At 62.5% G+C, this 13,637-nt stretch carries 12 protein-coding genes; 11 read left to right on the top strand and 1 reads right to left on the bottom strand.

All coding sequences use genetic code 11. The features are described from left to right. Positions 1-82: 82 nt before the first annotated feature. From IMX18_RS13010 to IMX18_RS12975, 8 genes are all read left to right on the top strand, one after another. Positions 83-850: a quinoprotein dehydrogenase-associated SoxYZ-like carrier gene (locus IMX18_RS13010; RefSeq protein ID WP_015270052.1), complete on the top strand. Its 768-nt coding sequence runs from the start codon at positions 83-85 to the stop codon at positions 848-850. A gap of 40 nt (positions 851-890) precedes the next feature. Next, positions 891-1,823: a quinoprotein relay system zinc metallohydrolase 1 gene (locus tag IMX18_RS13005; RefSeq protein ID WP_137137419.1), complete on the top strand. Its 933-nt coding sequence runs from the start codon at positions 891-893 to the stop codon at positions 1,821-1,823. Positions 1,824-2,090: 267 nt separating this feature from the next. Next, the gene (pedH, locus tag IMX18_RS13000; protein WP_024086834.1) at positions 2,091-3,875 is read left to right on the top strand and encodes a PQQ-dependent alcohol dehydrogenase PedH; all 1,785 of its coding nucleotides are present in this window, start codon (positions 2,091-2,093) and stop codon (positions 3,873-3,875) included. A gap of 162 nt (positions 3,876-4,037) precedes the next feature. After that, complete coding sequence (gene exaC, locus IMX18_RS12995) at positions 4,038-5,558, top strand: acetaldehyde dehydrogenase ExaC (protein WP_137137420.1); 1,521 nt, start codon at positions 4,038-4,040, stop codon at positions 5,556-5,558. 251 nt (positions 5,559-5,809) lie between these two features. Beyond that, positions 5,810-5,881, top strand: a complete 72-nt coding sequence (pqqA, locus tag IMX18_RS12990) for a pyrroloquinoline quinone precursor peptide PqqA (RefSeq protein ID WP_003253598.1) — start codon at positions 5,810-5,812, stop codon at positions 5,879-5,881. Positions 5,882-5,933: 52 nt separating this feature from the next. Next, positions 5,934-6,206, top strand: a complete 273-nt coding sequence (pqqD, locus tag IMX18_RS12985; protein WP_061302426.1) for a pyrroloquinoline quinone biosynthesis peptide chaperone PqqD — start codon at positions 5,934-5,936, stop codon at positions 6,204-6,206. Between the two features lie 89 nt (positions 6,207-6,295). After that, positions 6,296-7,459 carry an alcohol dehydrogenase-like regulatory protein ErcA gene (gene ercA, locus IMX18_RS12980; RefSeq protein ID WP_025339550.1) on the top strand — a complete coding sequence of 388 codons (1,164 nt, stop codon included), beginning with the start codon at positions 6,296-6,298 and terminating at the stop codon, positions 7,457-7,459. After that, the gene (locus IMX18_RS12975) at positions 7,443-9,170 is read left to right on the top strand and encodes a PAS domain-containing hybrid sensor histidine kinase/response regulator (protein ID WP_015270056.1); all 1,728 of its coding nucleotides are present in this window, start codon (positions 7,443-7,445) and stop codon (positions 9,168-9,170) included. The genes ercA and IMX18_RS12975 overlap by 17 nt, the downstream gene beginning before the upstream one ends. Before the next feature lie 238 nt (positions 9,171-9,408). On the opposite strand, the gene IMX18_RS12970 is transcribed toward IMX18_RS12975, so the two are convergent. Next, positions 9,409-11,061, bottom strand: coding sequence for a SulP family inorganic anion transporter (locus IMX18_RS12970; protein ID WP_217190495.1), 1,653 nt, complete (start codon positions 11,059-11,061; stop codon positions 9,409-9,411). Positions 11,062-11,827: 766 nt separating this feature from the next. Between IMX18_RS12970 and IMX18_RS12965 the strand changes: the two genes are divergently transcribed. The 3 genes from IMX18_RS12965 to xth all read left to right on the top strand — a co-directional run bounded on the left by IMX18_RS12965 (position 11,828) and on the right by xth (position 13,636). Beyond that, positions 11,828-12,442, top strand: a complete 615-nt coding sequence (locus IMX18_RS12965) for a hypothetical protein (protein ID WP_031324729.1) — start codon at positions 11,828-11,830, stop codon at positions 12,440-12,442. A 160-nt stretch (positions 12,443-12,602) separates the two neighbouring features. After that, positions 12,603-12,845 (top strand): hypothetical protein, encoded by a 243-nt coding sequence (locus IMX18_RS12960; RefSeq protein ID WP_003257678.1) that lies wholly within the window; start codon positions 12,603-12,605, stop codon positions 12,843-12,845. Next, entirely contained in the window at positions 12,842-13,636 is a 795-nt protein-coding gene (gene xth / locus IMX18_RS12955) for an exodeoxyribonuclease III (protein ID WP_015270059.1), read from the top strand. The genes IMX18_RS12960 and xth overlap by 4 nt, the downstream gene beginning before the upstream one ends. The last annotated feature ends 1 nt before the right edge of the window (position 13,637 follow it).

Genomic DNA, 13,637 nt, shown 5'->3' with positions numbered 1-13,637 from the left:
GCGCCGCCTGCTTCGCGGGCATGCCCGCTCCCACAGGGATCATGCTGGCTCAACGGATAACTGTTTCATCAAGGAGTGGGCGATGAACTGGCGAGCGACTTTCCTGCTGGCCTGCTGGATGCCCTGGGCCGCACAGTCCCAGGCCAGCGAGCCGAGTAACCACAAGGACCCGGTGCCGTCGGTGATGTGGGACTTCTACCACAAGCAGCTGCTGGGCCAGGCCGCATTCGTGTTCGATGATCGGGTCAAGCTGCTGGCGCCACCCTTTGCCGAGGACGCACGCCAGGTGCCGTTGGAGATCGACGCTCGGGCGTTCAGCGGCGAAGTGGTGCGGATCATTGCCTGGGCCGAACTCAACCCGCTGCCGCGTATCGTCGACTTCCAGCCTGGCGAGCGCGTGCTGCCCTGGTTGTCGATCCGCATCCGCGTCGAACAGGCCACACCGCTGCGTGCCGCGGTGCTGACGCGCGACGGCCTGTGGCATGTCGGCTCGACCCTGATCGATGCCGCCGGCGGCGGTTGTACCGCGCCCAGCGTGGTACGCACTCAGCCCGGCTGGGAGGAGCACCTTGGCGAAGTCCTGGGCGGGCGCTACCCGCGTGGCGACAGCAGCCGCCTGCGCCTGCAGGTGGCCCACCCGATGGACAACGGCCTGGTCAGCGGTATTCCCGAATTCTTCCTCAACCATGCCGAGTTGCAAGGCGCGGATGGCCAGCGCCTGGCCAGCCTGGAACTGTACCCGGCGGTCAGCGAAAACCCCAACCTGGGCTTCGACATCCAGGGTCCCGGGCCGACCCGGTTGGTGTTGCAGGACAACAGCGGCAACCAGTTCGAGGCGGCAGTGCCCTGAACGCGTTGCCCGACTCCATCCCTGACCAGAGGCGCCCGTCATGCGTTGCATTCTGCTGTTGCTACTGTGCCTGGGCCTGCCGGCCTGGGCAGACCTGGACTATCGGCTCAAGCCCCGGCAGATCGCCGAAGGGACCTGGCTGCTGGAGGGCAGCACCGACAATTTCGCCAAGGATAACGGCGGCAATATCGTCAACACCGCGTTCATCGTCACCGACAACGGGGTGGTGGTGATCGACAGCGGGCCGTCGAAACGCTACGGCGAAGCATTGCGCCAGGCCATTGCCGCCACCACCGACAAGCCGGTGGTCGAAGTGCTGCTGACCCATCATCACCCCGACCATGTGCTGGGCAACCAGGCCTTTGCCGATGTGCCCATCGGCGCCCTGGCCGGTACCGGCGAGCTGTTGCGCCAGCAGGGGGAGGCCATGGCCGAGAACATGTACCGCCTGGTTGGTGACTGGATGCGCGGTACCGAGGTGGTGCTGCCGACCCGTGTGCTGGAGCCAGGTATTCACGAGGTGGGTGGGCACCGCCTGCGGCTGCTGGCGCTGGGCGGGCACACCGGTGCCGACCTGGCGATTCTGGATGAAAGCACCGGTGTGCTGTTCGCCGGCGACCTGGTGTTCTACGAGCGCGCATTGACCACGCCCAACAGCCCGGGGCTGGAGGTGTGGCTGAAGGACCTGGACACCTTGCAAGCGCTGCCCTGGAAGCAGCTGGTGCCTGGTCATGGCCCGCTGGCCAGCGATGCCCGGCCGTTTGCCCAGATGCGTGATTACCTGGGCTGGCTGGACGGGCTGATGCGCGACGGCGCGGCGCGTGGCGATGACATGGCCGAGATGATCCGCAGCCCCATACCCGAACGGTTTGCTGCTATCAGCCTGACCCGTTACGAGCTGATTCGCAGTGTCAGCCACCTGTACCCCCGTTACGAACGCCAGCAGTTGCGGCGCCTGGACAGCAAGGGCTGACACGGTCCCTGTAGGAGCGGCCTTGTGTCGCGAAAGGGCTGCAAGGCAGCCCCGGCAATTTCAGCCATGGGCACAAATCCTGGGGCCGCTTCGCGCCCCTTTCGCGACACAAGGCCGCTCCTACAGGGGACCGCGCAAGTTCACTGCTACCAAGGAACTAGAAAACTCAGCACTGCGGGCAATTGTTGGCAAGCAGGTCGGGACCAAGAATTCCCGACACACCGGGAAGTTTTCCCGGATACAACAAAAAAACCAAAGGTAGCCGTCATGACCCGATCCACACGTCGTCCCGTGTTCGCCTTGAGCCTGGTGCTCAGCGCCATGCTGCTTGCCGGTGCAGCCCACGCCGCTGTCAGCAATGAAGAAATTCTCCAGGACCCGAAGAACCCGCAGCAGATCGTGACCAATGGCCTGGGCGTGCAGGGCCAGCGCTACAGCCCGCTGAACCTGCTCAATACCGACAACGTCAAGGACCTGCGGCCGGTCTGGGCATTTTCCTTCGGTGGTGAGAAGCAGCGCGGCCAGCAGGCCCAGCCGCTGGTCAAGGACGGGGTGATGTACCTGACCGGCTCCTACTCACGGGTGTTCGCCGTGGACGCCCGTACCGGCAAGAAACTGTGGCAATACGATGCGCGCCTGCCCGATGACATCCGCCCGTGCTGCGACGTGATCAACCGCGGCGTGGCGCTGTACGGCAACCTGGTGTTCTTCGGCACCCTCGATGCCAAGCTGGTGGCGCTGAACAAGGACACCGGCAAGGTGGTATGGAGCAAGAAAGTGGCCGACCACAAGGAAGGCTACTCCATCAGCGCCGCGCCGATGATCGTCAACGGCAAGCTGATCACCGGCGTCGCCGGCGGCGAGTTTGGCGTGGTGGGCAAGATCCAGGCCTACAACCCGGAAAACGGCGAGCTGCTGTGGATGCGCCCGACCGTGGAAGGGCACATGGGCTACGTGTACAAGGACGGCAAGGCGATCGAAAACGGCATTTCTGGCGGCGAGGCGGGCAAGACCTGGCCCGGCGACCTGTGGAAGACCGGTGGTGCGGCGCCTTGGCTGGGCGGCTACTACGACCCGGAAACCAACCTGATCCTGTTCGGCACCGGCAACCCGGCGCCGTGGAACTCGCACCTGCGCCCGGGCGACAACCTGTATTCCTCTTCGCGCCTGGCCCTGAACCCCGACGATGGCACCATCAAGTGGCACTTCCAGAGCACGCCGCATGACGGCTGGGATTTCGACGGCGTCAACGAGCTGATCTCGTTCAACTACAAGGACGGCGGCAAGGAGGTCAAGGCCGCCGCTACCGCTGACCGCAACGGCTTCTTCTACGTGCTGGACCGCACCAACGGCAAGTTCATCCGCGGCTTCCCCTTCGTCGACAAGATCACCTGGGCCACCGGCCTGGACAAGGACGGCCGGCCAATCTACAACGAGGCCAGCCGGCCGGGGGCGCCGGGTAGCGAGGCCAAGGGCAGCTCGGTGTTCGTCGCCCCGGCGTTCCTCGGGGCCAAGAACTGGATGCCGATGGCCTACAACAAGGACACCGGGCTGTTCTATGTGCCGTCCAACGAGTGGGGCATGGACATCTGGAACGAAGGCATCGCCTACAAGAAGGGCGCGGCGTTCCTCGGTGCCGGCTTCACCATCAAGCCGCTCAACGAAGACTACATTGGCGTGTTGCGCGCCATCGACCCGGTCAGCGGCAAGGAAGTGTGGCGCCACAAGAACTATGCGCCGCTGTGGGGCGGGGTGTTGACCACCAAGGGCAACCTGGTGTTCACCGGCACGCCGGAAGGCTTCCTGCAGGCCTTCAACGCCAAGACCGGCGACAAGGTCTGGGAGTTCCAGACCGGCTCCGGCGTGCTCGGTTCGCCAGTGACCTGGGAAATGGACGGCGAGCAGTACGTTTCGGTGGTTTCCGGTTGGGGCGGCGCGGTGCCGCTGTGGGGCGGTGAAGTGGCCAAGCGGGTCAAGGACTTCAACCAGGGCGGCATGCTCTGGACCTTCAAGCTGCCCAAGCAACTGCAAACGGCAAGCGCCAGTCGCTAAGCCGACAACCTGCCGCTTGCTGCCAGGGACCCTGTGGCAAGCGGCCCTACTACCAAATGACGAGAGCCCCGCTGCCAACGATGCATTCGCCCGGCAGGCGGGGCTTTTTACCATCGGCTCATCGCCTGTCGCTGGACAGGCATCGACCCACAGAGGCTCAGCATGATCTACGCACAACCCGGAACCCCAGGCGCCATCGTGTCCTTCAAGCCACGCTACGGCAATTTCATCAACGGCGAATTCGTGCCGCCGCTGGGCGGCCAGTACTTCACCAACAGCTCGCCGGTCAATGGCCAGCTGATTGCCGAGTTCCCGCGCTCCGGCGCCCAGGACATCGAGCAGGCCCTGGACGCCGCGCATGCCGCTGCCGAGGCCTGGGGCAAGACCTCGGTGCAGGACCGCGCCCTGGTACTGCTGAAGATCGCCGACCGCATCGAACAGAATCTCGAAGTACTGGCCGTTACCGAGAGCTGGGACAACGGCAAGGCCGTGCGCGAAACCCTCAACGCCGACGTGCCGCTGGCGGCGGACCACTTCCGCTACTTCGCCGGCTGCATCCGTGCCCAGGAAGGCGGCGCCGCCGAAATCAACGAGGGCACCGTGGCCTACCACATCCACGAGCCATTGGGCGTGGTCGGGCAGATCATTCCATGGAACTTCCCGCTGCTGATGGCCGCCTGGAAACTCGCCCCGGCGCTGGCAGCCGGCAACTGCGTGGTGCTCAAACCGGCGGAGCAGACGCCGTTGTCGATCACCATTTTCGCCGAGCTGATCGCCGACCTGCTGCCAGCAGGCGTGCTGAACATCGTCCAGGGCTTTGGCCGCGAAGCCGGTGAGGCCCTGGCCACCAGCAAGCGCATCGCCAAGATCGCCTTCACCGGTTCCACCCCGGTGGGCTCGCACATCATGAAGTGCGCCGCCGAGAACATCATCCCGTCCACCGTCGAACTGGGCGGCAAGTCGCCGAACATCTTCTTCGAAGACATCATGCAGGCCGAGCCCGCGTTCATCGAAAAGGCAGCCGAAGGCCTGGTGCTGGCGTTCTTCAACCAGGGTGAAGTGTGCACCTGCCCGTCGCGGGCGCTGATCCAGGAATCGATCTACGAGCCGTTCATGGCCGAGGTGATGAAGAAGATCGCCAAGATCACCCGTGGCAACCCGCTAGACACCGCGACCATGGTCGGCGCCCAGGCCTCGGAGCAGCAATACGACAAGATTCTTTCCTACTTGCAGATTGCCCGGGAGGAGGGCGCGCAGCTGCTCACCGGTGGCGCTGCCGAGCGGCTCGACGGCGACCTGGCCAGCGGTTACTACATCCAGCCGACCCTGCTCAAGGGCAACAACAAGATGCGCGTGTTCCAGGAGGAGATCTTCGGCCCGGTGGTGGGCGTGACCACCTTCAAGGACGAAGCCGAAGCCCTGGCGATCGCCAACGACAGCGAGTTTGGCCTGGGCGCGGGGCTGTGGACCCGTGACATCAACCGTGCCTACCGCATGGGCCGCGGGATCAAGGCCGGGCGCGTGTGGACCAACTGCTACCACCTGTACCCGGCGCATGCCGCGTTCGGTGGCTACAAGAAGTCCGGGGTGGGCCGCGAGACGCACAAGATGATGCTCGATCACTACCAGCAGACCAAGAACCTGCTGGTGAGCTACGACATCAACCCGCTGGGCTTCTTCTAAACCGCGTCGCGGCCTTCGCGGGCTCGCCCGCTCCCACAGGTATTGCACTGGTCTTGAAACTTGTGCAGTCCCTGTGGGAGCGGGCGAGCCCGCGAAGAGGCCGGCACTGTCATGCACAAATCCACAGCAGCTCCGTGTTACCCCTACCAACGCACCCCGCAAACCTGTCCCAAAGTAGCATTCGGCCCCGTCGCCCCTCGTGCATTAATGCCTATACCGGAATCGCCCGGCACCAAGAAGAGGAATGCCCCATGTGGACTAAACCCGCCTTTACCGACCTGCGCATCGGCTTCGAAGTGACGATGTACTTCGCCAATCGTTGATGCCTGTCCGGCCATCAGCGCGATGGCCGGTTCTTCATTGAGCATGCCCGTTGTGAACCTGATCGATCGCGAACAAGCCCTGGCCTTGCGCAAGGGCTTCCGCCTGCGCTGGGAGCCGCGCCAGGCCTGCCATGTGCTGCTGTACCCGGAGGGCACCATCGAACTCAATGCCAGTGCCGGCTGGGTGCTCGAGTTGCTGGATGGCCGGCGCAGCGTGGCGGCGGTCATCGACCGCCTTGCACAGCGCTTCCCCGGGGTGCCGGGGCTGGACGAGGACATCCTGGCGTTCCTGGAGGTGGCCCGTGCCAAGTACTGGATCGAATGAGCCCTGGCCAGGCTTTGGTCTGGTTGCTTTCGCTGCGGGATGCTTTACGCTGGCGGTTACCTTCCAGAACAATAAGAACAGGCTTCCCGATGAGCCAGAGTTTCAGCCCGCTTCGCAAGTTCGTTTCGCCCGAGATCATCTTTGGTGCCGGCTGCCGGCATAATGTTGCCAATTACGCCAAGACCTTCGGTGCGCGCAAGGTGCTGGTGGTCAGCGACCCCGGTGTGATTGCCGCCGGTTGGGTGGCGGACGTGGAGGCCAGCCTGCAGGCCCAGGGCATCGACTACTGCCTGTACAGCGCCGTATCGCCCAACCCGCGTGTGGAAGAGGTGATGCTTGGCGCCGAGATCTACCGGCAGAACCACTGTGATGTGATCGTCGCGGTCGGCGGCGGCAGCCCGATGGATTGCGGCAAGGCCATCGGCATCGTGGTCGCCCACGGGCGCAGCATCCTCGAATTCGAAGGCGTGGACATGATCCGTGTGCCCAGCCCGCCGCTGATCCTGATCCCGACCACGGCCGGCACCTCGGCGGACGTGTCGCAGTTCGTGATCATTTCCAACCAGCAGGAGCGCATGAAGTTCTCCATCGTCAGCAAGGCGGTGGTGCCGGACGTGTCGCTGATCGACCCGCAAACCACCCTGAGCATGGACCCGTTCCTGTCGGCCTGCACCGGTATCGATGCGCTGGTGCATGCCATCGAAGCCTTCGTTTCCACCGGCCACGGCCCGCTGACCGACCCCCATGCGCTGGAAGCCATGCGCCTGATCAATGGCAACCTGGTGGAGATGATCGCCAACCCCACCGATATCGCCCTGCGCGAGAAGATCATGCTGGGCAGCATGCAGGCAGGGCTGGCGTTTTCCAATGCGATTCTGGGTGCGGTCCACGCCATGTCGCACAGCCTGGGCGGGTTCCTCGACCTGCCGCATGGCCTGTGCAATGCGGTGCTGGTGGAACACGTGGTGGCGTTCAACTACAGCTCGGCACCGGAGCGTTTCAAGGTGATTGCCGAAGTGCTGGGTATCGACTGCCGCGGCCTCAACCACCGGCAGATCTGCGCGCGCCTGGTGGAGCACCTGATCGCCCTGAAGCATGCCATCGGCTTCCACGAAACCCTGGGCCTGCATGGGGTGCGCACGGCCGATATCCCGTTCCTGTCGCAACATGCGATGGATGACCCGTGCATCCTCACCAACCCGCGTGCGTCGAGCCAACGTGATGTCGAGGTGGTCTATGGCGAGGCCCTCTGACGAGCAGCAACGGGCGCTGGCCGGGCTGCTGGGGCTGGGCGATCACTCGGCGCGCAAGAGCCATTACCCGGAGCTGGCTGCGCGCCTGGACGAACTGGAGGCCGAACGCAACCGCTACAAATGGTTGTTCGAAAACGCCGTGCACGGGATTTTCCAGGCCAGCCTGCAAGACGGCATGCGAGCCGCCAACCCGGCGTTGGCACGTATGCTCGGTTACGACAACCCGCAAGCGTTGCTGTTTCCGCTGACGGACCTTGCCGCCAACCTGTTTGTCGGCGGGGCCGAAGAGTTGCACGCCATCACCGCGACCCTCGCTCGTGAACGCAGCCTGCACGGTTATGAAACCCGCTTGCGGCGCAAGGACGGCAGCCACCTCGATGTGTTGATGAACCTGTTGCTCAAGCCAGGTCAGGAAGGGCTGGTGGAAGGGTTTGTCGCCGACATCACCGAACGCAAGCTGGCCCAGCAGCGCCTGCAGCAACTGAATGACGAGCTCGAACAACGGGTGGCTGCCCGTACCGATGAACTGCTGGAGGCCAACCGCAACCTGCAACAGCAGATCGCCGAGCGCAAACAGATCGCCCGCGCCCTGCGCGATGCCCGCGACGCCGCGGAAACCGCCAACCGCAGCAAGGACAAGTACCTCGCTGCCGCCAGCCATGACCTGCTGCAACCGCTGAATGCCGCGCGGCTGCTGATCTCGACCTTGCGCGAAAGACCGCTGCCAGAAGCGGAAAAAGTGCTGGTGGAGCGTACCCATCAGGCGCTGGAGGGCGCTGAAGACCTGCTGACCGACCTGCTGGACATTTCCCGGCTCGACCAGGCGGCGGTCAAGCCGGACGTGGCGCTGTACCGCCTCGACGAGCTGTTCGGGCCACTGGTCTCGGAGTTCCGCACGGTGGCCGATGCGGCAGGCCTGAAGTTGCGTGCGCGCATTGCCGACTACGCCATCAGCACCGACCTGCGGCTGATGACGCGTATCCTGCGCAACTTTCTCAGCAACGCCTGCCGTTATACCGATGAGGGCAGGATTCTGCTGGGCGCCAGGCGCCGCGGCGATCACTTGCGCCTGGAGGTGTGGGATACCGGGCGGGGCATCGCGGCCGATCGGCTGCAGGCCATTTTCCTCGAGTTCAACCAACTTGACGTAGGCCGTGCCGCCGATCGCAAGGGTGTGGGGCTGGGGCTGGCGATCGTCGAGCGGATCGCCAAGATCCTCGGCTATCGCGTCGAGGTGCGTTCATGGCCGGGGCGTGGCTCGATGTTCAGTATCGACGTGCCGATCGGCGAAGCCATGCCGCTGCCTATCCACCAGGCCGCGCCGCAGCCTGGCGCCGGCAACCCGTTGCCGGGCCGCCGCCTGCTGGTACTGGACAACGAAGTGAGCATCCTCGAGAGCATGGGCGCGCTGCTCGGGCAGTGGGGCTGCGAAGTGGTTACCGCGACCGACCAGGCCGGGGCCTTGCTGGCCTTGCAGGGGCGGGCACCGGAATTGATCCTGGCGGATTTTCACCTGGACCACGGTGTTGTCGGCTGCGAGGTGGTCAGGCACTTGCGTGAACATTTCGGCGCCGCCATTCCTGCGGTGATCATCACTGCCGACCGCAGCGATCAGTGCCGACGCTCCTTGAACAAGCTCGGCGCGCCGTTGCTGAACAAGCCCGTCAAACCGGGGAAGTTGCGTGCGGTGTTGAGCCAGTTGCTGGGCTGAAGCCTCAACCCCACGGCCTTGCGCGGCCCTCTGTAGGAGCAGCCTTGTGCTGCGAAGAGGCCCGTACTGATTATGCATATCTGTTGCTTGTACCGGCCTCTTCGCAGCACAAGGCTGCTCCTACAGGGGGGGGGCCGCGCAGTGCCAGGTGGCTGTTCCTGAAATGGGACTCTGTATGGCCTTTCAATACAAGCGACTGGACAAGAATAACGCCGCTGTACTGCTGGTGGATCACAAGTCAGTTGTGTGCCGCCGGTGCCTTTGCCTCCAGCAGGGCGGTACCGAGCGTTTGGTGATAGTGCCCGGGGCCAAGCAGGCGCAAGATTCCGGCCTTTTCGAGCTTGCCAAGCACCTTGCCGTTGGCTTCGCACAGTTTCACAACGATCTGGCGTTCATGCAGTTGCTGGATCACTTCCTCCAGGGTCTGCAGCCCGGTGATATCCATGAAGGGCACCCGCTTCAGGCAAATTACCAGCAGTTCAGGGTCGGTATGCGTTTGTGACAGGGCGCGCTCGAAGGTTTCAGCGGCGCCAAAGAACAGCGGGCCTTCGATGGTGTACACCAGCACGCCGGGGGGCAGCGATTTCTGGCCGTTGCTGTGCAGTTCATTGGCCAGTTCCTCTTCGACCACCTGCTGGACGTCGACGGACGATGCCATGCGGCGCATGAACTGAAGCATGGCGAGGATGACGCCGATATTCACGGCGATCACCAGGTCGCTGAACACCGTCAAGGTGAAGGTGACGAGCAGGATGGCGATGTCGGCTCGCGGTGCGCGCTGCAGCATGCGCTTGAAATGCTTCAGCTCGCTCATGTTGTAGGCGACGACGAACAGAATCGCCGCCAGTGCGCAGAGTGGAATGTTCGACGCCAGTGGCGCCAGGAACAGAATGATCAGTACCAGTGTCAGCGCATGGATGATGCCGGCCAACGGCCCGGTAGCACCATTGCGGATGTTGGTCGCTGTCCGGGCAATGGCACCTGTGGCGGCAAAGCCCCCGAACAGCGGCACTACCAGGTTGGCGACCCCTTGGCCGATCAATTCCTGGTTCGAGTCGTGCCTGGTCCCTGCCATGCCGTCGGCGACGACAGCCGAGAGCAATGATTCGATGGCCCCCAGCATGGCGATCGCAAATGCTGGCCCGATCAGTTCGATCACCCGCGCCAGGGAGACTTCGGGCCAGGTCAGTGACGGCAAACCTTGTGGGATCGCCCCGAAGGCGGTGCCGATGGTAGCCACACCGTCAAAATGGAACAGGGATTGGACGAGCGTCGCGAACACCATGGCTACCAGTGGCCCGGGCAGGCGTTTCAGCACGGGCAGCCTTGGTGCCAGGATCAGCAAAGCAAGGCTGCATGTCGCGAGCAGCGTCGTGGCAATGTGGAGGTCCGGCAGGGCTAGCAACAGATGCCACAGTTTTTCGTGGAAGTGCCCACCTTCGATTACGGGCAGGCCGAAGAAGTCACGCCATTGCCCAACCCAGATGATGATGCCGATGCCGGCGGTGAAACCCACGATCACCGGGTCGGGAATGAACTTGATGACTGCACCCAGGCGGGTAATGCCAAGCACCAGCAGTATGGCGCCAGCCATCATCGTGGCCAGTTGAAGGCCTTCCACTCCGTACTTCGCCGTCACCCCTGCGAGGATCACGATGAAGGCCCCGGTTGGTCCGGCGATCTGCAATCGACTGCCGCCCAGCAAGGAAACCAGCAGCCCGCCTATGATCGCCGTGTAGATGCCTTGCTCCGGCTTGACCCCGGAAGCGATGGCGAAGGCCATGGCGAGGGGCAGCGCAACAACCCCGACGATGAGGCCGGAGACAAGGTTGCGCATCCAGTGTTCACGCTTGAACAGGCCGGCGTTCCAGGCTTCGCGAACCGCGATCATTGCAGGCTCCTTGATAAGGTGCATGCACATAGTATTTAGCATGCCATGGGCCTGTTGTGCCTCTGAACGAACTGATCGAGCTGAACGAGGCGGAGCAGGGCAGGCGCGGCATCTGCACCCTCAAATGTGAAGGCGTTGTGCGGGTCCAGATTCACGATGTCTCGCACGCTTCCTTCCGACCGCCCGTGATGATCGGAATGTAGCTTGCCGGGCCTGACTGATGGCACTTCAGGCACGGTCACCTGCAAAGCGATAACTGCGAAACAGCAGGATAGAGCGTCCAAAGACACTTGCTAAGTTTGGATCCAGTTGTTGGTAAAACTTTCCATTCGGTCAAATTACAACAACTTAGCAAACTAACTAACTTGATTTAGTGTGCCGCCTGTCGGTCGTTTTGCTCGAGAAATGAACGATTTGGATGACACTGACTCCTATTTGCCAGCAGGTGCGTTCAATGTGATTGCACCTCGCGCCTTTCCCCAGAACTTATGGACGTTCAACCTCATCGGCATTGCAGGGATGCTCATGGGGCTTTTTTATTCCTGAATAGTGGAGTATTGCCATGCCCAACCGAGGCTCTTCGGGTGAGCCACCGCGTGTATTGAGTGACAATCTGCTTTTTCATTTAACGATTAGAATTTGGCTCTGTCGTTGCGATTAAATCGTTCGCACACCTATTTCAAAGCCATCTAGCGCTAACGCATTGCGTGGAGAAAATGTCGTGGAGATTAATACAATTATTAGCCTGTTCGGGCAGAAAGAATCCATGGAGCTGGTGCGGTTGTCTGTTATTTACGTTCATTTATTGGCCTGTTGCATTGCCATCGGCATGGTATTCGCCAGTGACGCCGAGATGGTCAGGAACTTGTTGAAAGGTCATAAAGAAGCCGGGCATGACAGTAAGCATATGACGAGCTTGCAGAAGTCCGTGGCCAATGCCCTGATATTCCTGTGGCTCACGGGTGCCGCAGTGATTGGAATTGACTACCTTGATAAAGGTATGAACTATTTTGCCAATCCTAAACTTCAAGCGAAGGTCATTATTGTCATGTTGCTGACCTTTAACGGCATGTTGTTGCATCGCTATGTATTGCCGGCCCTGCTCAAAGCAGGCAACTTGCTGGACCTTAACTTTGGCGTGCGGATGTTTGCGTTGTTCTCCGGCGCACTGTCGGGTGTGTCCTGGCTGTATGCGGCGATGCTGGGTGTTGGCCGCCCACTGGCCTGGAAATACTCGCTGACCGAGTTGCTGCTGGCTTATCCGGTACTGATCCTGCTGGGCTTTGCCATGATGGCTGCCCTGACCCAGTGGGCACGCAAACGCAGCCAGGCCGAACCGGCTCCAGCGCCTGTCTGGCGACTGGCAGGCATTCCTACCTGATTGCCTGAGTAACGCTTCGGTTGCGCCGCGAACCGGGAAACCTGGTTCGCGGCGAGCTCGTTTCATGCGCAGCCTCTGGGCGGTTCGACTGGCGGCATTGAATTTGAACGTCGCCCAATGGTGGGGCTCTTAATGCAAAGGACACCGTGAGGGCTCCATCATGAGCATTGAACGCAGCATCCCCGAGCTCGAAGCCTGGTACGCCCAATACGACGACATCAGTTACCGCCGTGAGTCGCCGGATGCCTACCACCATGAACTGCTACGCACGGCCGAGGCGCTGCGTGACGATGGTGCCATCGACTGGGACGACTGGCTGGCACTCAAGGCATTGGCCGATGACGCCCATGTGCGCGCCCTGGAAGATGCCGTGCAGGCCCATGTGAGCGACCCCGACGCATGAAAGCGCTTAAGATTGCCACGTTCAACATCAACGGCATTCGTAGCCGACTGCCGGCACTGCTGGCCTGGCTGGAGCGGGAAAGGCCTGACATTGCCTGCCTGCAGGAGCTCAAGGCGGCGGATCAGCAGTTTCCTCACCAGGCGCTGGAAGCGGCGGGGTACGGCAGCCTCTATCAAGGGCAGCCTTCGTGGAACGGTGTGGCCATTCTGTCGCGAGGCAGCGAACCACTGGAAGTACGGCGTGGCCTGCCTGGCATGGAGGACGACAACCAGAGCCGCTACCTCGAAGCCGCGGTGCACGGGGTGCTGGTGGCTTGCCTGTACCTGCCGAACGGCAACCCGCAACCGGGGCCGAAATTCGATTACAAGCTCCGCTGGTTCGAGGGCCTGATCGAGCATGTCAAAGGGCTGCATGACGGTGGCCATCCCGCGGTGCTGGCGGGCGATTTCAATGTGGTGCCAACCGATATGGATATCTACGACACGCGCTCCTGGATGAAGGACGCGCTGCTGCAGCCCGAATCACGTGCGTGCTACCAGAAACTGCTGAATCAAGGCTGGGTCGACGCCATTCGCCATCTGTATCCGGACGAGCGCATTTACACCTTCTGGGATTATTTCCGCAACCACTGGGCACGCAACGCCGGTTTACGTATCGACCACCTGCTGCTCAACCCCGAGCTCGCGCCCTACCTGAAGCGGGCTGGTGTCGATGCCTGGGTGCGTAACGAACCCAAGGCCAGCGACCATGCGCCCGTCTGGATCGAGCTGGGCACGCGTCGCCGGCCATAGG

This window comes from Pseudomonas shirazica (assembly GCF_015168335.1).
GTDB lineage: Bacteria > Pseudomonadota > Gammaproteobacteria > Pseudomonadales > Pseudomonadaceae > Aquipseudomonas > Aquipseudomonas asiatica.
The sequence above is the reverse complement of the archived record's forward strand: the minus strand, read 5'-3'. Positions and strand labels throughout refer to the sequence as shown.

Coding starts and splice junctions, on each gene's coding strand:
- xth (WP_015270059.1), top strand. CDS start 12,842: ATGAAAGCGCTTAAGATTGCCACGTTCAACATCAACGGCATTCGTAGC.
- IMX18_RS12970 (WP_217190495.1), bottom strand. CDS start 11,061: ATGATCGCGGTTCGCGAAGCCTGGAACGCCGGCCTGTTCAAGCGTGAA.
- IMX18_RS13010 (WP_015270052.1), top strand. CDS start 83: ATGAACTGGCGAGCGACTTTCCTGCTGGCCTGCTGGATGCCCTGGGCC.
- pedH (WP_024086834.1), top strand. CDS start 2,091: ATGACCCGATCCACACGTCGTCCCGTGTTCGCCTTGAGCCTGGTGCTC.
- exaC (WP_137137420.1), top strand. CDS start 4,038: ATGATCTACGCACAACCCGGAACCCCAGGCGCCATCGTGTCCTTCAAG.
- IMX18_RS12960 (WP_003257678.1), top strand. CDS start 12,603: ATGAGCATTGAACGCAGCATCCCCGAGCTCGAAGCCTGGTACGCCCAA.
- IMX18_RS12975 (WP_015270056.1), top strand. CDS start 7,443: ATGGCGAGGCCCTCTGACGAGCAGCAACGGGCGCTGGCCGGGCTGCTG.
- ercA (WP_025339550.1), top strand. CDS start 6,296: ATGAGCCAGAGTTTCAGCCCGCTTCGCAAGTTCGTTTCGCCCGAGATC.
- IMX18_RS13005 (WP_137137419.1), top strand. CDS start 891: ATGCGTTGCATTCTGCTGTTGCTACTGTGCCTGGGCCTGCCGGCCTGG.
- IMX18_RS12965 (WP_031324729.1), top strand. CDS start 11,828: ATGGAGCTGGTGCGGTTGTCTGTTATTTACGTTCATTTATTGGCCTGT.